At 72.8% G+C, this 21,425-nt stretch carries 16 protein-coding genes and 1 tRNA gene; 7 read left to right on the top strand and 10 right to left on the bottom strand.

Features of this window, described 5'->3' with window-relative positions; translation table 11 throughout:
- Positions 1 to 484 precede the first annotated feature (484 nt).
- The 3 genes from LRX76_RS09820 to LRX76_RS09810 all read right to left on the bottom strand — a co-directional run bounded on the left by LRX76_RS09820 (position 485) and on the right by LRX76_RS09810 (position 4,162).
- A complete protein-coding gene (locus LRX76_RS09820) occupies positions 485 to 2,116 on the bottom strand; it encodes an N-acetylmuramoyl-L-alanine amidase (protein ID WP_231804595.1) in 1,632 nt (543 codons plus the stop codon).
- A gap of 76 nt (positions 2,117 to 2,192) precedes the next feature.
- Complete coding sequence (gene tsaE / locus LRX76_RS09815) at positions 2,193 to 2,675, bottom strand: tRNA (adenosine(37)-N6)-threonylcarbamoyltransferase complex ATPase subunit type 1 TsaE (protein WP_231804594.1); 483 nt, start codon at positions 2,673 to 2,675, stop codon at positions 2,193 to 2,195.
- A complete protein-coding gene (locus LRX76_RS09810; RefSeq protein ID WP_231804593.1) occupies positions 2,675 to 4,162 on the bottom strand; it encodes an NAD(P)H-hydrate dehydratase in 1,488 nt (495 codons plus the stop codon). The genes tsaE and LRX76_RS09810 overlap by 1 nt, the downstream gene beginning before the upstream one ends.
- Positions 4,163 to 4,184: 22 nt before the next feature.
- Here LRX76_RS09810 and queG point away from each other — a divergent pair, with 22 nt between their 5' ends.
- Both queG and xseA read left to right on the top strand, forming a co-directional pair.
- On the top strand, positions 4,185 to 5,264 hold the full coding sequence (gene queG / locus LRX76_RS09805) for a tRNA epoxyqueuosine(34) reductase QueG (RefSeq protein ID WP_231804591.1): 1,080 nt from the start codon (positions 4,185 to 4,187) through the stop codon (positions 5,262 to 5,264).
- Positions 5,265 to 5,454: 190 nt separating this feature from the next.
- The gene (xseA, locus tag LRX76_RS09800) at positions 5,455 to 6,792 is read left to right on the top strand and encodes an exodeoxyribonuclease VII large subunit (RefSeq protein WP_231804589.1); all 1,338 of its coding nucleotides are present in this window, start codon (positions 5,455 to 5,457) and stop codon (positions 6,790 to 6,792) included.
- Positions 6,793 to 6,947: 155 nt separating this feature from the next.
- Here the strand turns inward: xseA and LRX76_RS09795 are convergent, their stop codons facing one another.
- The 6 genes from LRX76_RS09795 to LRX76_RS09770 form a co-directional block, all read right to left on the bottom strand.
- Positions 6,948 to 7,700 (bottom strand): virulence factor, encoded by a 753-nt coding sequence (locus LRX76_RS09795; RefSeq protein ID WP_231804587.1) that lies wholly within the window; start codon positions 7,698 to 7,700, stop codon positions 6,948 to 6,950.
- On the bottom strand, positions 7,697 to 8,458 hold the full coding sequence (locus LRX76_RS09790) for a copper homeostasis protein CutC (protein ID WP_231804585.1): 762 nt from the start codon (positions 8,456 to 8,458) through the stop codon (positions 7,697 to 7,699). The genes LRX76_RS09795 and LRX76_RS09790 overlap by 4 nt, the downstream gene beginning before the upstream one ends.
- Positions 8,455 to 9,459, bottom strand: a complete 1,005-nt coding sequence (locus tag LRX76_RS09785; protein ID WP_231804583.1) for a N(4)-(beta-N-acetylglucosaminyl)-L-asparaginase — start codon at positions 9,457 to 9,459, stop codon at positions 8,455 to 8,457. Before LRX76_RS09785 ends, LRX76_RS09790 begins: the two co-directional genes overlap by 4 nt.
- A gap of 40 nt (positions 9,460 to 9,499) precedes the next feature.
- The gene (locus tag LRX76_RS09780; RefSeq protein WP_231804581.1) at positions 9,500 to 10,504 is read right to left on the bottom strand and encodes a glucokinase; all 1,005 of its coding nucleotides are present in this window, start codon (positions 10,502 to 10,504) and stop codon (positions 9,500 to 9,502) included.
- Positions 10,505 to 10,553: 49 nt separating this feature from the next.
- Entirely contained in the window at positions 10,554 to 11,459 is a 906-nt protein-coding gene (locus LRX76_RS09775) for a M48 family metallopeptidase (protein ID WP_231804579.1), read from the bottom strand.
- 94 nt (positions 11,460 to 11,553) lie between these two features.
- Complete coding sequence (locus LRX76_RS09770) at positions 11,554 to 13,431, bottom strand: formylglycine-generating enzyme family protein (RefSeq protein ID WP_231804577.1); 1,878 nt, start codon at positions 13,429 to 13,431, stop codon at positions 11,554 to 11,556.
- 98 nt (positions 13,432 to 13,529) lie between these two features.
- Here LRX76_RS09770 and rnd point away from each other — a divergent pair, with 98 nt between their 5' ends.
- From rnd to LRX76_RS09755, 3 genes are all read left to right on the top strand, one after another.
- Entirely contained in the window at positions 13,530 to 14,621 is a 1,092-nt protein-coding gene (rnd, locus tag LRX76_RS09765; protein WP_231804575.1) for a ribonuclease D, read from the top strand.
- A gap of 232 nt (positions 14,622 to 14,853) precedes the next feature.
- The gene (locus LRX76_RS09760; protein ID WP_231804573.1) at positions 14,854 to 15,252 is read left to right on the top strand and encodes an H-NS family nucleoid-associated regulatory protein; all 399 of its coding nucleotides are present in this window, start codon (positions 14,854 to 14,856) and stop codon (positions 15,250 to 15,252) included.
- A gap of 136 nt (positions 15,253 to 15,388) precedes the next feature.
- A tRNA-Ala gene (locus tag LRX76_RS09755) sits at positions 15,389 to 15,464 on the top strand.
- Between the two features lie 215 nt (positions 15,465 to 15,679).
- On the opposite strand, the gene LRX76_RS09750 is transcribed toward LRX76_RS09755, so the two are convergent.
- A complete protein-coding gene (locus LRX76_RS09750) occupies positions 15,680 to 20,038 on the bottom strand; it encodes a DEAD/DEAH box helicase (RefSeq protein ID WP_231804571.1) in 4,359 nt (1,452 codons plus the stop codon).
- Between the two features lie 240 nt (positions 20,039 to 20,278).
- Here LRX76_RS09750 and LRX76_RS09745 point away from each other — a divergent pair, with 240 nt between their 5' ends.
- Both LRX76_RS09745 and LRX76_RS09740 read left to right on the top strand, forming a co-directional pair.
- Positions 20,279 to 20,776 (top strand): DUF6496 domain-containing protein, encoded by a 498-nt coding sequence (locus LRX76_RS09745; RefSeq protein WP_231804804.1) that lies wholly within the window; start codon positions 20,279 to 20,281, stop codon positions 20,774 to 20,776.
- A 117-nt stretch (positions 20,777 to 20,893) separates the two neighbouring features.
- Positions 20,894 to 21,214 carry a DUF3175 domain-containing protein gene (locus LRX76_RS09740; protein WP_231804569.1) on the top strand — a complete coding sequence of 107 codons (321 nt, stop codon included), beginning with the start codon at positions 20,894 to 20,896 and terminating at the stop codon, positions 21,212 to 21,214.
- The last annotated feature ends 211 nt before the right edge of the window (positions 21,215 to 21,425 follow it).

The following is a 21,425-nucleotide window of genomic DNA, read 5'->3' as shown; positions in this document are numbered from 1 at the left end:
GACACGGCAGGCTGCACGAAAGAGGGACCGTTGATGATAGCCGACGCTGCGGGTGTCGCCGCCGCCGGCGAAGTCGTGGTTGCTGCGCCCCGCCCCCTGACAGTGAATTCGTCGTTTCCGCGCAGGCGCAGACCCAGCGACTTTCGCGGCAAGCAACGGAATCTCACGTCCAATTCTTCAAGACACAGGCACCGGGTTCCCGCCTTTGCCTGTCTCTTCACCAAGAAACAGGGACACACAGTTCCCTTCTCCCGCTTGCGGGGGAAGGTGCCCGAAGGGCGGATGGGGGCTGGCTGGCGCATGGGAAAGCGACAGCAAAAGCTCCCCCATCCGGCGCTGCGCGCCACCTTCCCCCGCAAGCGGGAGAAGGGAACTGCCTGTTGCCATCTGTGATGACGAGGCAGGCTTTCAGGAGCCGCCGTGTCTCCGACTGCGCGGAAACGACGACTTCACTCTCCCGGGCATGGGCCGCGGGCTATACGGGCTACGGGCTGCCGCCGGCGACGGTGCCGGCGGCCGCGTCGGCCTCGGCCTGGGCGCGGGCGGCGTACAGCGTGCCCGGCGGCGGCTGGCGGGTGAAGAAGGTGTCGACTCCGTCGAGCACGGCGCTGGCCAGGCGCCGCTGGAACGCCGGGTCGATCAGCCGCCGCTCCTCGGCCGGATTGGAGATGAAGGCCGTCTCCACCAGCATCGCCGGCATGTCCGAGGTGCGCAGCACGGCGAAGTTGGCGCGCTCCAGGCTCGGCTTGTGGTTGTTGCCGATGCGCTTGAGCCCGCCCAGCACGTGCCCGGCGGCATCCTCGGAGGCCTTCATGTGGCCGCTCTGGGCCAGGTCCAGCAATACGTTGGCCAGCGTGGTCTCGGTCTTCTGCAGGCGCACGCCGCCGACTAGGTCGGCCGCGTTCTCCTTGTCGGCCAGCCAGCGCGCGCGCTGCGAGGACGCGCCCTTGGTGGACAGCACGTACACCGACGAGCCGGCCGCGTTGCGGTTCTCCGCCGCGTCGGCATGGATCGAGATGAAGATGTCGGCCTTGGCCGCACGGGCCTTCTGCGCGCGCATCGGCAACGGGATGAAGACGTCGCTGTCGCGGGTCAGGAAGGCCTTCAGGCCCGGCGTGGAGTTGATCTGGCGCGCCAGTTCGCGGGCGATGGCCAGGGTCACGTCCTTCTCGCGCTTGCCGCTGGGGCCGATGGCCCCGGGATCCTGGCCGCCGTGGCCCGGATCGATCGCCACCACCAGCGGCCGCATGCCGGACTGCATGCGGATGCGCGAGGACGCGCTCGGCATCGTCGGGCGGACCTCGGTGGGCACCGCCGGCGCAGGCGCAGGGGTGGCCGCGGCGACCGGCTCGGCGCTCGCCGGCGCGGCCGGGACGACCGTGGTCGCAACCGTGCCATTGAGGATGGCGGCCGGGCTGGGCCGGCTGCCGGAGGCGACGCTGGTAGCGGCCACCGGGGCAGCGGCGGGCACCCCCGCCTGCGCAGGTGCCGGTTGCGGCGTGGAAGAAGTCGGAGTCGGAGTCGGGGCAGGCGCCGGCGCCCGGGCCTGGCTGACCACCGCGGCGGTCAGCGCGGCGGTGGCGCGGGCCGCCTCCTCCCTGGTCCTGGCCGGGTCCGCGCTCGCGGCGGGGGTCGACTCGGCGGCGGCCGGCGGCGGCGTGGCGGCAGCCACCGGAGTGGCCGGTGCCGGCGCCGGCGATGCCGTTGCGCTGGCCGGCGCGTCCCCGGGCCACTCGATCACCAGCCGCGACTTGCCGCCCACGTTGTCCATCCGCGGCTTGAACGCCGCCACCGCGGTGGCCAGGTCGAACACCACGCGAAAGGTGCCCGGTGTCGGCTGGCCGGTACGCACCGCGGTCACCACGCCCGCGGGCGCAGGAAGCTTGAGGCCACGGATGGCGCTGGAGTCCGGGAAATCGACGACCAGCCGGTTCGGGTCGGCCAGCGAGATGGTCTTGTAGGCGCCCGAGCCCTCCAGCTGGATCTCGGCACGGGTGCCGGTGGCGCCGGTATCGACGGAAACCTGCCGGATCTCGCCCGCCCAAGCGTGAAAAGCCGCCAGGCAGAGGCCGGCGGCGGCTGTCAAAAATACGAGCGGGCGTTTACCCAGGGGCATGGAGCAGGATTCAAGCACCGCTCATCTTCAAAAGCAAGACGATTTTCCTTAATAATCCGTAACCTGCCGAACGTTCCTAGTGTTGATCGGAAGCTATGGCGGCCAAGTCGTAGCTTTCCAGCGCGCGGGCGGCCCACTCCGTACCCGCTGCGCTGGCCGGCTGCAGCACCGCCTCTCGCCCGTTCCCGTCCACCGCCAGCGCCACGGTCAGGTCCACCGGCGGCAGGGTGCCGCGGCCGCGTTCGGGCCATTCCACCAGCCACAGGCGGGCGGCGCCGTCGTCCAGGCCGAGGAAGTCCAGCTCGCCGGGATCGCCGATGCGGTACAGGTCCAGGTGCCAGGCCTCGCCGCCGTCGATCGGATAGCGCTCGACCAGGGTGTAGGTGGGGCTGCGGATGGTGCCGGCCACGCCCAGCGCGCGCAGCAGCGCCCGCGCCAGGGTGGACTTGCCGGCACCGAGGTCGCCCTGCAGGTGCATCATCGCCTGCGCCGGCCGGGTGGCCGCCAGGGCCTGGCCGAGGCGCTGGGTGGCCGCCTCGTCCGCCAGCAGGCGCCGCATCACGCGGCCTGCGCGGGATTGGCCAGGCGCCGCAGGTGCGGCAGCAGGTCCAGCGGCAACAGTCCGCGCTCGCCGCCGTCCACCGCCGCGTCGCCGGCGGCCGCGTGCAGCAGCGCGCCGACGCTGGCGGCGTCGAACGGTTCCAGCTTCTGCCCGCGCATCGCCGCGACCACGCCGGTCAGCAGGTCGCCCATGCCGCCGACCGCCATGCCGGGATTGCCGGCGGCGATGACCCGCGGCGTCCGCCCGGGACTGGCGACGATGCTGCCGGCCCCCTTCAGGACGACGGCGGCGTCGTAGCGGTGCGCCAGCGCCTCGGCGGCGCCGAAGCGGTCGCGCTGGATCTCGGCGGTGCCCACGCCCAGCAGCCGCCCGGCCTCGCCCGGATGCGGGGTGAGCACGGTGCCCGGCGGCAGGGGCTGCGGCGCCGCGGCCAGCAGGTTGAGCGCGTCGGCATCGACCACCAGTGCCTTGCCCGAGGCCAGCGCCAGCTGCCACATGCCGTGCGACCAGTCGTCCTGGCCCAGCCCGGGGCCGATCGCGACCACCTCGGCCTTGTCCAGCAGCGGCTTGAGCGCATCGCCGTCCTCGACCGCGTGCGTCATCGCTTCCGGGCGCCGGGTCAGCAGCGCGGCGACGTGCGCGGCGCGCGTGGCCACCGACACCAGCCCGGCGCCGCTGCGCAGCGCCGCCTCGGTGGACATCATGATCGCGCCGCCGCTGCCGAGGTTGCCGCCCACGCACAGCACGCGGCCGGACTCGCCCTTGTGGGTGTTCAGGCGCCGCGGCGGCAGGTAGTCGGCCAGGGCCTCGGCGCTCCAGCGCTGCGCCCGCGGCCGGAGCCCGTCCAGCGCCGAGGACGGCACGTCCAGGCCGGCAACCACCTTCTCGCCCACGTGCTCGAGCGCGTCGTCGGTATACAGCCCCGCGTGCGGCACGATGCACTGCACGGTCAGCTGCGCGCGCACCGCGGCACCGGGCACGCTGCCGTGCTCGGCATCCACGCCGCTGGGCACGTCGATCGCCAGCACCGGCCGGCCGCTGCGATTGATCGCCTCGACGAACGCGGCGGTGTCGGGATCGGGAGCCCGGTTCAGGCCGATGCCGAACAGCGCATCGACCACCACGTCGGCCTGCTCGAACGGATACGGGAACAGCTCGACGCGGCCGCCGGCGCCGAGGTAGTCGGTGCAGGCGCGCTGCGCCAGTTCGGAGGCCGGGCCGTGCTCGGGCAGGTGCACCACCACCACCTTGCGCCCGGATTGCTGCGCCAGCCGCGCCAGCACGTAGCCGTCGCCGCCGTTGTTGCCGGTGCCGCAGGCCACGGCGATGCGCTGCGCCTGCGGCCAGCGCGCCAGCAGCCATTGCCAGGCCGCCTGCCCGGCGCGCTGCATCAGCACGTAGGCGTCGCCGTCGAGTTGCGCCGTGGCCTTGGCGTCGATCATGCGGGCCGAGGCGGTGTCGTAGAGATCAAGAGGCTTGAACATGCCTGGATTCTATACTTCCCGCATGTCCGCGGTTCCCCTCGCCCTCGATCCCGCCTACGCCGCCGTGCGCATCCGCGCGCTGGCGCGCGAGCTCGGCTTCCAGCGCTGCGGCATCGCCGGCATCGAGCTGGGCGAGGACGAGGCGCACCTGCGCGACTGGCTGGCGCAGGGCCTGTACGGAACCATGCACTGGATGGCCCAGCACGGCAGCAAGCGCACGCGCCCGGCCGAGCTGGTCCCGGGCACGCTGCGGGTGGTCTCGGTGGGGCTGGACTACGGCCGCAAGGACGACGCCCAGGCCTGGGGCACCCTGGCCGACGGCGAGCGCGCCTACGTCGCCCGCTACGCGCTCGGCCGCGACTACCACAAGCTGATGCGCAACCGCCTGCAGAAGCTGGCCGAGCGCGTGCAGGCCGAGGTCGGCCCGTTCGGCCATCGCGTGTTCGTCGATTCGGCGCCGGTGCTGGAACGCGCTCTGGCGCGCAACGCCGGGCTGGGCTGGATCGGCAAGCACACCTGCCTGATCGACAGGGACGGCGGCTCGTGGTTCTTCCTCGGCGAGATCTACCTGGACCTGCCGCTGCCGATCGACGCCCCGGCCAGCGCGCATTGCGGTAGCTGCACCCGCTGCATCGACGTCTGTCCCACCGCCGCCATCGTCGCCCCGCACCGGCTCGACGCGCGGCGCTGCATCGCCTATCTCACCATCGAGCACGATGGCCCGATTCCCGAGCAACTGCGCCCGGCCATCGGCAACCGCATCTTCGGCTGCGACGACTGCCAGCTGGTGTGCCCCTGGAACAAGTTCGCCCGCCGCACCGACGAGCCGGACTTCCGTGCGCGCAACGACCTCGACCGGGCAACGCTGGCCGAGCTGTTTGCCTGGGAGGAGGACGAGTTCCTGCGCCGCACCGAGGGCAGCCCGATCCGCCGCAGCGGCCATGAACGCTGGCTGCGCAACCTCGCCGTGGCGCTGGGCAACGCCCCGACCACGCCGGCGGTGCTGGCGGCGCTGGCCTCGCGCCGCGAGCACGCCTCGCCGCTGGTGCGCGAGCACGTGCAATGGGCGCTGGCGCGGCACGCCGCAAACGAACACTGCTGAATCGTCCCCCTCCCTTGCGCGCAGCGCAGGGGAGGGTTGGGGAGGGTTGCCGATGCTTGTGATCCATCACAGCCGCGATGCAGAACAGATGGCGGGATGCGGAACCGCCGCTTCCAGAAGCAAAGCCAAAGCACCCCCTCCCCGGCCCTCCCCTGCGCTGCGCGCAAGGGAGGTAGGCGATAATCGCGCCATGAGCGAGCGCGACGACCGGATACTCACCCCCAGCCAGCTCAACACGCTGGCGCGCGACCTGCTGGAAGGCGCGTTCCCGCTGGTCTGGGTGGAGGGCGAACTGGGCAATGTCACCCGGCCCGCCTCCGGGCACCTGTACTTCACCCTGAAGGACGCCCGCGCGCAGGTGCGCTGCGCGATGTTCCGGCCCAAGAGCCAGTGGCTGAAGTTCCAGCCGCGCGAGGGCCTGCGCGTGCTCGCGCGCGGGCGGCTGACGCTGTACGAGGCGCGCGGCGACTACCAGATGGTGCTCGACCACCTGGAGGAAGCCGGCGAAGGCGCGCTGCGGCGCGCGTTCGAGCAACTCAAGGCGCGACTGGCCGCCGAGGGCCTGTTCGCCAGCGAACGCAAGCGCCCGTTGCCGGCGCACGTGCGCCGGCTGGCGGTGATCACCTCGCCCACCGGCGCGGCGGTGCGCGACGTGCTCAGCGTGCTGGGCCGGCGCTTCCCGCTGCTGGAAGTCGACCTGCTGCCGACCCTGGTGCAGGGCGACAGCGCCGCGGCGCAGATCGTGTCGCTGCTGCGCCGCGCCGACGCCAGTGGCCGCTACGACGCCATCCTGCTGACCCGCGGCGGCGGCTCGCTGGAGGACCTGTGGGCCTTCAACGACGAGACGCTGGCGCGCGCCATCGCCGCGGCGACGGTGCCGGTGGTGTCGGCGGTGGGGCACGAGACCGACTTCACCCTGGCCGACTTCGCCGCCGACCTGCGCGCGCCCACGCCCTCGGCCGCGGCCGAGCTGCTGGTGCCCGAGCGCCGCGACCTGGCCGTGCGCCTGCGCCACCTACGCCAGCGGCTGGTGCAGTTGCAGGCGCAGCGCCTGGCGCAGGCGATGCAGCGCCTGGACCGCGCCGCGCTGCAGCTCAACGCGCACAGCCCGCAGGCCCGGCTGCAGCTGTTGCGCCAGCGCCAGCACGAGGCCGGCCGGCGCCTGCTGGCGCAGTGGCGGCGCACGCTGGAACTGCGCCGCCAGCGGGTGCAGCACGCCGGCACCGGACTGCGCATGCAGGCCCCGGCGAGCCGGCTGGCGGCGTTGCGGCTGCGGCTGCAGTCGCTGCGTCCGCATGCGGCGATGGCACGGGCACTGCAGCGCGAGCAACTGCGCCTGCGCGCACTGGCGCGCTCGCTGGAAACGGTGAGTCCGCTGGCGACGGTCGCGCGCGGCTACGCCATCCTCACCCGCCGCACCGACGGCGCGCTGGTGCGCTCCTCGGCGCAGGTGCAGACGGGCGAACTGCTCGACGCGCGGCTGGCCGAAGGCGCGCTGGAACTGAAGGTGGAAAAGCGCGAGGGCTGAGCCACGAAGAGCCCTCCCTTCTCCCGCCTGCGGGAGAAGGTGCCCGAAGGGCGGATGAGGGTTGCCTGGAGCATGGGAAAGCCACAGCAAAAGCGCCCCTATCCGGCGCTGCGCGCCACTTCCCCGCAGGCGGGAGAAGGGAATGCCGTCTCTCGTCAATCCGTCTCGGTGCGGCGAAGATTGCGTTCACCGCACAGCGCCGGCGCCTGCCGCCAACCATCCTCGACGTACCTGGCCAGTGCCTTCGCGTCGCCGTCGAAATGATGCCCGCCCTCGGCGGTGACCACCGCCACGCCCAGCGCGCGCAACTGCGGGCACAGGCTGCCGCGTTCCTTCCTGCCATGGATGCATTGCAGTCGTGCGGCCGGCATGCGCTCGACCTGCGGCAGCACCGGCAGCTCGTCGCTGCGGCCCAGGCCCAGCCAGCCACCGGCCTTGGCATGGAAGTCGGCCTGCGGGGCCAGCCCGAGCAGGGAGACGAAACGCACCGCCGAGCGCTGCTCCGGCGGCAGGCGGTTGTAGAGGAACGGCATCGCGTCGGCGCCGAACGAGTACCCCACCAGCGCCACCTCGCGCACCTGCCAGCGCTGCCGGTAGGCCTCGATCGTCCGCGCCAGGTCGGCCGCCGCCTGTTCCGGGGTCTTGCGGCGCCAGAAGTAGCGCAGGCTGTTCCAGCCCAGCACCGAGACTCCCTGGCGGTTGAACTCGGCCGACATGCCCTTGACCAGCGCGCGCCAGCCGCCGTCGCCGGACATCAGGATCACCAGGCGCTCGCTGCCGGGCACCGGCATCTCCAGCAGCGGCAGTTCGGCGCCCGCGCGCGGCGACACCGGCTGCGCCGGCCCGATGCCACCGGCCGCCAGCAGCAGCGGCAACAGCAGCCAGGCCCTGGCGCCTTTCCCGCTCATTGCCTGCGATCCTCCTTCGCGGCCGCCGCCAGCACGGCCACCAGTCCACGCACCTCGGCCTCGTGGCTCTCGCTCCAGTCCGCGGCCAAGCCGGCCAGGTGCGGATTGAGATGGCGCATGGCCGTTGCATGCGGCCTCTTGGCCGAGGCATGCACCTCGGCCACCCCGGTCGCCGCCGCCAGCGCCACGGCATTGAGCGGGGTCACCCCGGCCCCGGCCATCACACGGATGCGCCCCCGCGCCTGCCGCACCAGTTGCGCGATCGCTTCGCGGCCGCTCCAGGCGTCGGCCCGGCCACCGGAGGTCAGCACCCGCTCGCAGCCGAGCGCGATCACCTCCTCCAGCGACTGCGCCAGGTCGCGCGAGGCATCGAAGGCGCGGTGGAAGGTGACCCCGAGCGTGCCCGCCGCCGACACCAGCTTGTGGCACAGCGGCAGGTCCGGCGTGCCGTCGGCGTGCAGCGCACCGATCACCACGCCGTCGCAGCCCAGTTGCACGCAGGTCTCGATGTCGCGCAGCATGGCCTCGGCCTCGTCGTGCGAATAGAGGAAATCGCCCGCGCGCGGGCGGATCAGCACGTACAGCGGGATCTTCAGCCGGTCGCGGGCGATGGCCAGGGTGCCGTACGAGGGCGTGGTGCCGCCCTCGCCGAGGTTGTCGCACAGCTCCACCCGGTCGGCACCGCCGGCCTGCGCCGCCAGTGCCGAGGCCAGCGAGCCGGCGGCCACTTCCAGCAGCGGCCGCGCCGGGCCGTTCATGCTTGCTCGCGGTCGTAGACGGAGGCCGAGTCGCGCAGCTCGTCCTGCCGCTGCGCATCGCATACGGCGTAGACGAAGCCGCGGTGCAGCGCGTAGGCGCCGACCTCGCCGGCGGTGTTCATCGCCAGGAAGCACACCTGCAGCGTCTTGCTGGCCTCAGGACGCTTGCGCACCACCCGCGCGATCGCCTCGCGGCAGGCCTGCGCCGGCGAGCGGCCCTGCCGCATCAGCTCCACCACCAGGAAGCTGGCGGCGTTGCGGATCATCTCCTCGCCCACGCCCGAGGCGGTGGCCGCGCCGACCTCGTTGTCCACGTACAGGCCGGCGCCGACGATCGGGCTGTCGCCGACGCGGCCGTGCAGCTTCCACGCCATGCCGCTGGTGGTGCAGGCACCGGCCAGCCGCCCCCGTGCGTCGATGGCGATCATGCCCAGGGTGTCATGGTTCTGGCTGTTGCCGGGGATGCCGCGGCGCTCGGCGTTGATCTGCGGGGCGTATTGCGAGGTCTCGAGCCATTCGCGCCAGGCCGCGCGCGCGTCGTCGGTGAGCAGCGGGGTCCGGCGGAAGCCCTGCTGCAGCGCGAACTGCTGCGCCCCCTGCCCCACCAGCAGCACGTGCGGGCTCTTCTCCATCACCGCGCGCGCCACCGAGATCGGGTGGTCGATGTCCTCGATCGCCGCCACCGCGCCGCAGCGGCCGTCGCCGTCCATGATGCTGGCGTCCAGCGTCAGCACGCCGTCGCGGTCGGGATAGCCGCAGCGGCCGACGGTGCTGTTGCACAGTTCCGATTCGGCCCAGCGCGCGCCCTGCTCGACCGCATCGAGCGCGCTGCCGCCGCCGGCCAGTACCTTCCATGCCGCCTGGTTGGCCGCCACGCCGAAGTCCCAGGTCGAGGCCACGCGTGCGCCACCTGGCGCGGACCGGGCGATGGCCGTGGGCAGCGCGGCCGCGCCGGCCGTCAACAACGATGTCTGGAGGAAACGGCGACGGCTGCGGCTCATGCGTGGTCCTGCGAACGGTGATCGGGAAGGAGGCCGGCCGTCAGCGCGCGGCCTGGCGACGATGGTGCCACGCCGCCGCGCCGAGCACCGCCAGTTCGCCGTGTTCGACCCGCCACACCGGCACCTGCGCCACGGCAGGCGCCAGCACGCCCTTGTTGCGGTAGCGCCGCTCGAACTCGCCCTCGGCCAGCCAACGGTGGATATGCCCGGAAATGCCGCCGGCCAGGTAGACCGAGCGCGCGCCGAAGGTCACCGCCATGTCGCCGACCGCGCTGCCCAGCCACGCACAGAAGCGGCGCAGCGTCTCGGCGGCGAGCGCGTCCTGCCCGCTGTCGGCGGCCTGCACCAGCGCCGCGGCGGACGTCCATGCCGGCACCGCGCCGCGGATCTCGCACATGCAGCGGTACAGGTTGAGCAGCCCGGTGCCGGACAGCACGCGCTCGTTGTCCACGTGCGGCCAGCGCTGCAGCAGCCGGCCCAGCACCTCCAGTTCGAACGTGTCGCCCGCCGCCAGCGCGGCGTGGCCGACCTCGCTGGCCAGCACCGGGCGCTCACCGTCGCCGAAGCGCAGCGCCGCCCCCAGCCCGGTGCCAGGACCCAGCACCAGCGCCGGCCAGCGCAAACCCGGCGCGGCGCTGCCCACCAGCGGCACCAGCGTGCCCAGATCGGCGAAGGCGATGCCGTAGGCCAGCGCCTCGAAATCGTTGACCAGTTCCAGTTCGGCCAGGCCGGCCTCGTCCAGGGTGCGCGAACGCGACACCGGCCACGGCAGGTTGGCGTTGATCCAGGTATCGCCATCGCCCACCCCGGCGATGGCCACCGTCGCCGCCAGCGCGCCGGCGGCGATGCGTTCGCGCGCAAGCTCGTCGACGAAATCGCGCAGGATCGCCCCCAGCCCCGGATGCCCGGCGCAGTCGTACCGGCGCAGGTGCCGCAGCCGCGGCCGGCCCTCGGGATCCATCCACACCCAGCCCAGGCGAGCATAGGTGCCGCCGACATCGGCGGCGACGATGCCGCTGCCGGCGACGGTGGACAGCCCGGTCATCTCCACCCCTCCAAGCCTCACCGGCACGAGGCTCGCGCACGCAGCGGCATCATGGACGCGCCTGCTCGCAGTAACGGGCGCGGTACTCCATCGCCTTGGGCATCAGCGCCTGCAGGTTCTGGATGCGCGTGCCCGGGTCGGGATGGGTGGAGGCGAACTCGGACGTGGTGCGCCCGCCGCTGGCCGCTTCCATGCGCTGCCACAGTGGGATCGCCTGCTGCGGATCGAAGCAGGCCGCGGCGGCCAGCATCAGCCCGACCTCGTCGGCCTGGGTCTCGTGGCTGCGCGCGTACGGCAGCAGGTAGCCGTAGCCCATCGCCGCCATCATCATCTGCTGTTGCTGCACGTCCATGCCGCTGGCGGCGCCGGCGATCTGCCCGATCTGGGTCAGCTTCTGCTGCGCCATGCGCTGGGCGCCGTGGCGCAGCAGCGCATGGGCGATCTCGTGGCCCATCACCACCGCCATGGCATCGGCGTTCTGCGCCACCGGGAACAGGCCGGTATAGACCGCCATCTTGCCGCCGGGCAGGCAGAAGGCATTGGCCTGGTCGGACTGGATGACATTGACGTCCCAGTCGAAATCGCGCGCGTAGTGCCGGGGCTGGGTGCCGTGCTCGGCGGCCAGCGCGTCCTCCACCACCTCGGTCTTGGCGATCAGGCGCTGGGCGATCGCGCGCACCTGCTGCGCGGCCTGCGAGTTCGGATCGACCGGGCGTTCCTGCGCCAGGATCTCCTGGTAGGCCTGCAGGCCCAGCGCCTTCTCCTGCTCCACGTCCAGCGAACTGTCGATCAGCACCTTCTGCCCGGTGTACGGATCCTCGCTGCGGTTGGAGAACCAGTAGAACGCCGCATAGACGGCGAAGCCCAGCAGCACCACCCAGCGGACGTTGCCGGACAACCCGGGCCGGCGCGTGCCGCCGCGCCCGCGCGAACCGCCCGCTGGATCGTTGCTCATGAATGCGGCTCCTTGCGCCTGCCGTGAGGGAGTCCATCGCCGATGGATGGGCGCATTCTGCCATCCCGGCGCGGCGCGCCGCAGGAGCGCGCGTTCAGATGCCGCGCGCCAGGCGGAAACCGATGCGTGCGCTGGTCATGTCCGAGTCCTGCGACAGCCGCCAGGCCGCGCGGGTCTGCTCGGGCGAGTTGGCCCAGCTGCCGCCGCGCACCACCCGCTGCCGGCACCCCGGGTTGTACCAGGCCGCGCCATCGGCAGGGGCGCGGCGATAGCTGGCGTGCCAGCAGTCGGCCACCCACTCGCTCAGGTTGCCGCCGATGTCGTGCAGCCCCCAGGCGTTGGGCCGGAAGCTGCCCGCCGGTGCCGGCCCCCAGTAGCCGTCGCCGTAGCCGGCGAAGGCATTGCTCCAGCGGCGGCCGCTGGGCGAGGCGTCCTCGCTGCCGGTGTAGTTGCCCGACCGCGGCGGCGGCACCGCGGCGTCGCCCCAGGGGTAACGCCCGTCGCTGCTGGCGCGCAGCGCGTACTCGAACTCGGCCTCGCTGGGCAGGTGGTAGTGGCGCCCGGTCTGCTCGGACAGCCAGGCCGCGTACGCCTCGGCGTCGCGCACGCTGACGTGCATCACCGGATCGTCGGGCGCGGCCCTGGCGCCGTTGTAGCCGGATTGCCAGTCCACGCCGCTGCGGCGGATGAAGTTGCCGCTGCGCTCGTCGTAGACCGTGGAGTGGCCGCGCCGGGTCGCGCGCGGGCGCGCACCGGCGGCCTCGACGAAGCGGCGGAACTGCTCCACCGTCACCTCGGTAATCGACAGCGCGAAGCCGCGCTCGAAGCGGACATAGTGCGCCGGACGCTCGGCATCCTTGGCACCGGATTCGTCGTCGGCCGCGCCCATGGTGAACGCGCCGTGCGGCACCACGATCATCTGCGGGCCGCGGCCGCCATCGCGCATGCCGTCGGTGAACACCTGGCCGGGGCGGAAGCTGCCGTAGTGGGTCGCCAGCTCCACGCGCTCGCGCAGCTGCGCGGCCACCGGGTCGCCCGGATCGGCGATGCGCAGCACCTCGGCCAGCTTCTCGCGCGCGGCGCGCAGCCCTGCCGGCGTGGTCAGGTCGCGCAGGCCGCCGTCGCGCAGGGCGGCGATCTGCGCGCGGCGGATCGCCTCGACGCGCACGCGTGCCTCGGCAACCGCCGGCGCGTCCTCGCGCACCCCGGCCGCTTCGGCCAGCCGGCGCCGGGCCGTATCGAAATCCGCGGCGTGGGCAGCGGCCTCGGCGCGTGCGATCAGGGCGCTCTCCGCCGCCGCCAGTCCCTGCCGCGCCCGCGCGTCCTGCGGCAGCAGCGCCAGCGCATCGCGGAAGTTCGGCAATGCGCCGTCGCCGTCCTCGCCCAGCCGTCCCTCGCGCAGGTCCTCCTCGCCGGCGCGATTGAACGCCAGCACGCGCTGCGCGGTTTCCACCCGCTGCTGCAGGGCGCGCACGGCCTCGTCGTCCGGCGCCAGCGACACCGCCACCAGCGCCAGCATGGCCGCCTGCTGCAGCACCTCGCCGGTGATTTCCCGCCGCAGCAGCGCATCGCCGCGCTCGACCAGCCTCCTGCGCGCCTGCTGCAACCCGCGGCGCGCGCCGGCGTCGTCCGGATGCAGCCGCCGGATCCCCAGGTACAGCGGTATGGCCGCGTCGGCGTCCTCGAACAGGCGATCGCCGGCCAGCGCCTGCGCCGCGCGCCGGCGCGCCTGCGGCACCTCCGCCTGGTCCAGTTCGACCTGTGGCGGCTGCCAGCTCTGCACCGTCTCGGCCGCGTCCTGGCCGCCGATGGTGACGCTGGGCAGAACCGGCGAACCGCGGCGCGGCACGGCCGACGCCCCCTCGCCGGCGTCATCGCCGCCGGCCGCGGGCGGCCGCGAGCAGGCGCACAGCAGCAGCGCCAGCAGGGCTGCCGCCCACGCCTCCAGGGTCCGGTGGCCAGTCGCGCGCAAGAATCTTTCCTCCTCGGCCGGCACTCACGGGCGCCGGGCCGGGCCGACGTTAGGCTATTCTCGCCTGCCCACGCAAACCTGCCGCAACCGGAAACCAAGTGCCTTACTGGATCACCCAACCCGCCGAACTCGAACAGCGCCTGCAGCAGCGCCCCGCCCGCATCGGCCTGGATACCGAATTCATCCGCGAACGCACCTACTGGCCGCAACTGGCGCTGGTGCAGATGGCGGTCGGCGACGAAATCCTGCTGATCGACCCGCTGATCCCCGGCATGGCCGACGCGCTGCGGCCGTGGCTGACCGACGAGGGCATCGTCAAGGTGATGCACAGCGCCAGCGAAGACCTGGTGGCGTTCAAGTGCACCTGCGGCGCGCTGCCGCGTCCGCTGTTCGACACCCAGATCGCCGCCGCGCTGGCCGGCATCGCCGGCGGCATGAGCTACCAGAAGCTGGTGATGGAGATCACCGGCGTGCACTTGGAAAAGGGCGAGACCCGCTCGGACTGGATGCGCCGTCCGCTGTCGCCGGCCCAGCTGAAGTACGCCGCCGACGACGTGGTCCACCTGTTCGAGCTGCACGACGAGCTGAGCCGGCGCCTGGCTGCGCTCGGCCGCCTGGAATGGCTGCAGGAAGACTGCGAGCGCCTGGTCGCCGGCGTGGACAACGACGAGGGCGAACGCTGGCCGCACCTGGGCATGCGTGCCGGCCAGTACATGGAACCGGACGCGCAGCGCCGGCTGCTGCGGCTGCTGCGCTGGCGCGACCAGCAGGCGCGCCACAGCGACAGGCCGCGCAGCTGGATCCTCGACAACGAACTGGCCGCGCAGCTGGCGCGCACGCCGCCGGCCGACCCCGACGCCCTGCTGCGCCTGTTCGACCGCTTCCCCAAGGCCCCGCGCAAGCTCGCCGACGCCGTGTGGAAGGCGCTGCAGACCCCGCTCGCCGACGAGGCCGACGCGCCGCTGGCGCTGCCCGCCAGCGACGAGAACAAGGCCGCGCTCAAGCGCCTGCAGCAGACCGTGTCGCAGTGCAGCCACGACCTGGAGCTTCCCGACGGCCTGCTCGCCTCGCGCCGGCACCTGGAGGCGATGCTCGAAAGCGGCCGCTGGCCGCCGGCGCTGGGGCAGTGGCGACGCGAACTGCTGGAACCGAAGCTGCAGCCGCTGCTGGCGCCGGTCGCCGCCGGCTGAACCCGCGCTCGGCGAGCGGCTGCCCCAACGGCTCATGAATGCCCTGCCAACAGGCCGCCAAATCCGCGCGCATGCGGCGATGATGGGCGGTTCTACCGCCCCCGAAGAGGCGGCCGAACCCCGATTTCCTGTAAATTCCCACGGTTCGAGCGGCATCGCGGCAGACACCTCCGCCTGCAAGTATTCGCCATCGCAAGAACCCGACTTCCCATCCCAAGGAAACACCAACGACATGAATGCATTGAACCTGGATGCCATCGCCGAAGCCAAGTCGAAGCTGGCCGCCGAACTGCGCAAGCTCGAAGAACAGGAGGCCGAGCTGCGCCAGCATCAAGCCACCGATGCCTTCACGCAGGTCATGAAGCTGCTGCACGACTTCGGCCAGCACTTCAGCGCCAAGCAGAAGGCCGAGATCGCCGCCGTCATCGGCGAGGGCAAGCCCAGGAAGGCCGCGGCCACCGGCGACGCCCGCCGCGAGGTCGCTCCCAAGTACTGGCTGCCGCACTCCGGCGAGACCTGGACCGGGCGCGGCCGCACCCCCAAGGCCTTCGCCGCCTGGGAAGGCACCGCTGCCTACAAGGAGTGGAAGTCCAAGCATCCGGACCAGAAGTTCCCGGCGTTCCCGGGCTGAGCCGGCGGCGGCGCCGGCCTCTTGGCACCGGCGCCCGCATGCGCGTAGAATGCGCGGCTCGCGGCGGACGGCACTGCCTTCCCCGCGATCGCCCTGCGGTCCAGCACCGCCCGTGCGAGATCCATGCAGTACCCGTGGGGCCATAGCTCAGCTGGGAGAGCGCGTCGTTCGCAATGACGAGGTCGGGAGTTCGATCCTCCCTGGCTCCACCAAATACCAAGGCCCGGAAACCTCAGGTTTCCGGGCTTTTTTGTTGCCTCGGAGTACCGGGGGCAAGATGCCGCGATGGGGGGCCAGGGCTCATCCAGTCGAGCCGGAGACGGACGGGCATCGCCGCGGCATTCGCCAGCCGATCACGCAATCACGCAGCCCGGGCGAGCGCGGCGCATCCGGGGCTGGCTGGCCCGGGCGGCTGCGCTCGCCCGGGCTACCGGCGGGACCTGGCCGAGGCCGTGGGGAATGCGTGCGCGGCGACATCCGACAGCGCCTGCCGCGCCCGCTCCTGCTCGCCGGCATCGAGTTCCACCAGCGGCTGGAAGCGCTCGGCCACGCGGCAGGCGATCGGCAGGCCGTCGCGGTACAGCACGCGGTTGCCCGGCACCCGCGCGATGCGCTCGCCGGCCAGCACGGTGCCGAGCAGGTTGGCCGGGTCGGTGGCGGCCACGCCGAGCAGACGGCCGTCGTGCGGCCTGCGGCGGGTCTCGCGCAGCAGGCCGATGGCTTCCGGGAGGGCGAACTGTTCGCCGGACAGCCCTTCGACGAAGCGCCCGCCGCGGATCTCGCCGCGTGCCTCCAGGCGGTGGTAGATGCGCGACAGTTCGCGCCATGGCGGCAGCCACGCCGCCTCGCGCTCGAGGATGCGCCAGCCGACCACGCCATAGCGACGCAGCAGCACCCGGGCGACGTGCTCCACCGCCTCGCGGCGCTGGGCTGCGGCCTGCTCCGGAGCCACCAGCGGCGGCTCGCGCAGCAATGCCCAGCGGCCGGCGTCGCGGATGCCGTACAGCGGCAGCCGCCCACGCCGCCGCGACTGCGCCGTCGGCCGCTTCGAGGCCGGCACCAGCAGCGCCCGCAGGCCGCTGTAGCTGTCGCAATGGATGCGGCCGCGGCCGACCAGTTCGGCCAGCGCGTCCTCCAGTTCGGTCGCCAGCAGCCGGGTGCCGTCGGCGATCTCGTCGAAGAAACAGGCGCCGTTGGCGGCCAGGTAGTCGAGCACCTTGCGCGCGCGCGACCCCGGTTGCGCGTCCCCGCTGCCGGCATCGTCCCTCGCCGCCAGGCGCGTCCACGCGCCGGCGCTGCGCCGCGGCAGCAGCAGGATCGGCGTGGAGCGCAGCGAGCCCTGGGCACCGCCACTGCCGGCCGCCGGCCGCAGGCGTGTCCACAGCGTACGCCCCGCGGTGCATTCCTCGTCCAGCCAGGTCGGCAGGTAGTCGCGCACGCGTGCGGCCAGCAGTTCCGATTCCCAGGCGATGGCAGGTGCCTCGTAGCCCTCCAGCTGGCCCAGCACGCTGCCCAGCGCCTCGGCGCCGCTGCAGCGGCTGTCCTCGTCCAGCCGCTGCCAGGCGAACAGGAAGCGCGCATAGTCGCGCGCGCTGACCGGCTCGATCTCGCGCCGCAGCCGGCCCAGGGTGTAGCGGTGGATGCGCGCCAGCAGGTGGCGCTCGCACCATTCGTCCTGCACCGCATCGGCGCTGAAGCGGCCCTGCATCACGTAGCCCTGCTGCTGCAGCGCCAGCAGCGCAGCGCCGATCTCGTCCAGAGGCAACTGCAGCGATGCGGCCAGTGCTTGCTGGGTGGTCGGCCCCAGGCCGGACAGGCGTGCGCGCAGCAGCTCGCGCACGGCCTCGTCGCGCTGCCAGTCCGCCACCGCGCAGTCGGCCGGCGCCTGGATCGGCGGCCGCAGGCTGCGCCGCGGGTACAGCGGCGCGAACTGCTCCAGCCGTTCGGACGCGATCCACAGGCCGTCCTGGCCGGCCTCGACCAGGCAGGCCGCACGCCGGTCCGTGGCCAGTTGCGCTAGCCATTGCGGCCAGTCCGCGGCATGCGCGGCCTCGCCGGCGGCGACCAGCCCCAGTCCGGACAACGCCTCGTGCATCTCGTCGGCATCGCGCACCTGCGGCCACGCCTGCTCGCGCACCGCCGCGATGGCGTCCGGGTCCAGGCGGCCGAGATCGTCGGCGCTTTGCGGATCGGCATATCGCCCCTGCACCGCCTGGGTGCGGCGCTCCTCCAGCGGGGCGTCGTCGAGGAAGGCATAGGGCCGCGCCTGCAGCGCCTCGGCCGCCAGCGCCGACGGCCCGGCCAGGTCGCGCGCCTCCACCCGCACCTCGCCGGACTCGATGCCGCGCAGCAGCCGCAGCCAGCCCTGGGTATCCATCGCCTCGTCCAGGCAGTCGCGCAGCGTCTGCGCCACCAGCGGATGGTCGGGCACCTCGCGCTCGCCGACGATGTTCTCCAGGCATGCCACCTGCTCGGGGAACACGCTGGCCAGCAGGTCCTCGGACCTCATCCGCTGCAGCTGCGGGGCGACCTTGTGGCCGCCGGAGAAGCGCGGCAGCGCCAGCGCATTGGTGACGTTCCAGCGCCAGCGCACGCCGAACAGCGGCGCATCCAGCAGCGCCTGCACCAGCACCTCGCGGGCCGAGGACGAATGCAGGTAGCGGCCCACCTCCTGCAGCGGGAAGCTGTGGCTAGTGGACAGCGACAGCACGATGGCGTCCTCGGTCGCCGCCGCCTGCAGCTCGAAGTTGAACGTGCGGCAGAAGCGCTTGCGCAGCGCCAGCCCCCAGGCGCGGTTGAGGCGGCTGCCGCAGGGACTGTGGATCACCAGCTGCATGCCGCCGCTGGCATCGAAGAACCGCTCCAGCACGATGCACCGCTGGGTCGGCATGGCGCCGAGTTCGGCGGCGCCGCGCAGCAGGTGGTCGAGCAGCTGGCGCGAGGACTCCTGGTCCAGCCCGAGCACGCCGGTCAGCCAGGCATCCGCGCCGTCGCGGCTCTCGGCCTGCGCCCGCGCCGCGACTTCCTCGCGCAGCCGCGACAGCCCGGCAGAAAGCGCATCGCTGCGCCCCGGCGCCTCGCCCATCCAGAACGGAATGTTGGGCGGCAGCCCCCTGGCATCCTCCACGCGCATGCGCCCGGCCTCGACCCGCAGGATGCGATAGCTGGCGTTGCCGAGCTGGAACACGTCGCCGGTGAGGCTCTCCACCGCGAAGTCCTCGTTGACCGTGCCGATCGTCTCGGCCTGCGGCTCCAGCACCACGCTGTAGTCGCCGGTCTCGGGGATGGTGCCGCCGGAGGTGAGCGCGGCCATGCGTGCGCCGCGGCGCGCGCGCAGCCGCCGGTGCACCGCATCGCGATGCAGGAAGCCGGCACGCTGGCCGTGGCGGGTGGCGAAGCCCTCGGACAGCATCTTCACCACCGCGTCGAACTCGGCCCGCGGCAGCCGCGCGTAGGGCCAGGCGCGGCGCACCAGCTCGTACAGCGCGTCCTCGTCCCACTCCTGGCAGGCGACCTCGGCCACGATCTGCTGCGCCAGCACGTCGACGGGCGCCTCGGGGACGTGCAGCACGTCCAGTTCGCCGCGGCGCACGCAGTCGAGCAGCGCCGCGCATTCGACCAGCTCGTCGCGGGTCTGCGGGAACAGCCGCGCCCTGGGCACGCCGCCGACATGGTGGCCGGCACGGCCGGCACGCTGCAGGAACGCCGAGATCGAGCGCGGCGAACCGAGCTGGCACACCAGGTCGACCTCGCCGATGTCCAGGCCCAGCTCCAGCGACGCGGTGGCCACCAGCACCTTCAGCTCGCCGGCCTTGAGCCGCTGCTCGGCCAGCAGCCGCGCATCGCGCGCCAGGCTGCCGTGGTGGGCGGCCACCGTGTCCTTGCCCAGCAGCTCGCCCAGGTGCCGCGCCGCACGCTCGGCCATGCGCCGGGTGTTGACGAACACCAGCGTGGTGCGGTGCCCGCGCACCAGCGCGGCGACCTGCTCGTACACCTGCTGCCACTGGTCGTTGGACATCACCACGCCCAGCGGCGTCGGCGGCAGCACCAGCGCCAGGTCGCGACGCCCCTGCAGCGGCACGTCGACGATCTCGCAATCGGGCATGCCGTCGCGTACCGCCGGTGCGCCGACCAGGAAGCGCGCCACCTCCTCGATCGGCTGCTGCGTGGCCGACAGCCCGATGCGGGTGACGGGCTGCCCGGCCAGCTGCTGCAGCCGCTCCAGCGAAAGCGCCAGGTGGCTGCCGCGCTTGTTGCCGGCCACCGCATGGATCTCGTCGACGATCACCGTGCGCACATGGCGCAGCGACTCGCGCCCGGATTCGGAGCCCAGCAGCACGTACAGCGATTCGGGCGTGGTCACCAGGATGTGCGGCGGCCGCCGGCGCGCCTGCGCGCGTTCGCGCTGCGGCGTGTCGCCGGTGCGCACGGCGGTGCGGATCTCGACATCGGCCAGGCCCAGCGCCGCCAGCTCGGCGCGGATGCCGGCCAGCGGCGTCTCCAGGTTGAGGCGGATGTCGTTGGACAGCGCCTTCAGCGGCGAGACGTAGACCACCTCGGTACGGTCCGGCAGCCCGCCCTCGGCCACGCCGCGCCGCACCAGCGCGTCGATCGCGCTGAGGAAGGCGGTCAGGGTCTTGCCCGAGCCGGTCGGCGCGGCCACCAGCGCGTGGCGGCCGCGGCCGATCGCCGGCCACGCCGCCGCCTGCGCCGCGGTGGGCGCCGCGAACGCACGCGCGAACCAGCCCGCCACCGCGGGGTGGAAGCGTTCCAGCACGGCGGGCAACGTCGGAGAGGACCTGGGCACCCGAAGAAAATGGGGGTGGGAGGCAGGCCAGGCAATGCGCCCGAGCGACGGCGAACGCCCCCGCGGCGATGAACCGTTCACCACGCGGACACCGGCGTGAAGGAAACCGCCGCTCGCATTGGCAGCGCATTTACGTTGCCGCCCTTAGGGTCGGAACGGTCGGGTTCCGTCCGTCCACCGGCCTGGGCCCGGCCTTCCATCCCGCGTCCGGAGAAGATCATGCCCGAGAAGAAGACTGTCGAACGTGCCCAACGCGACCGGCGCCAAGGCAAGGCCGCCAGCACCCAGGCCGGCGAGTTCGTGCACGAGGAAATCGAGCACGTGCGGGAAGGCAAGCACGGCGCCAAGTCGACCAGGCAGGCCATCGCCATCGGCCTGTCGAAGGCGCGCCGCGCCGGCGTGAAGGTTCCCGCCTCCAAGACGGCATCGCCCGAGACCAAGCGCAAGGCGGCCCAGGACAGCGAGGCCGGCAAGCAGCCCGCCAAGAAGACCTCGGCGACTCGCTCCAAGGCGGTGAAGAAGACCTTGAAGAAGGCCAGCACGTCCACTGCCTCGAAGTCGGCGCTGTCCAGCCAGACCAAGCAGGCCGCGAGCAAGCGCAGCACCGCCGACCGCTCGGCAGCGGCCACGAAGGCCGCCCGCACCAAGGGCGCGGCGGGCCGTTCGGCGGCGGCGCGCAAGGCCGCACATACCCGCCAGGCGCACGCCCAGCACTGATTTGGCGCGTGGGCCGGGGTCACGCCCCCGGTACCCAGTCGCGGACCAGATTTCCCTGGGTCGACCTCGCGCGGCCGCCCCATCTCCGCCATTCCGACGATACGAGGAGGCAACCCGATGACGACAGGACAGGCCAAGGCCGGCGGCAAGCGCCAACCGGCGCGCTGGTCGCAGCACGTCACCGAGACCAGCGACGCGATGGACCTGGTACCCGGAGTATTCGAACGCGACGATCCGCGCTCGATCGCCCGCTCGCTCAAGCGCTCGGCCGAGCACAGCTCGCGGCGCAAGGCCGAGCCGTACCGCTCGGCGATGTCGATGCTGACCTTCTACATCAATCGGGCCGGCCGCCACCTGGATGCGCAGCGCCGGCAGGTACTGGAACGCGCCAAGGACGAACTGCGCAAGCTGTACGGGCGTCCGCCGCGCCGGCACTGACGCGGCCGCCTGTCACAGGCGTCGGTTTCCCCGCATCTCCGTAGCCCGGGCAGGCGCAGCGCACCCAGGGCATCGCCCCTCCCGCATGCGCTGCGCTTGCAGGGGCCACACAGCCGGCCGGCGCTGCCACCGGCACTTCCCCTCATCGCCGGCACCACGCACAAAAAGAAAGCGGGCCGAAGCCCGCTTTCCTCCACGACCGCGATGCGGT

Source organism: Stenotrophomonas sp. MMGLT7, from assembly GCF_021168555.1.
Lineage (GTDB): Bacteria > Pseudomonadota > Gammaproteobacteria > Xanthomonadales > Xanthomonadaceae > MMGLT7.
Note: the sequence above shows the minus strand (reverse complement) of the source record. Positions and strands in the feature narration are given on the sequence as shown.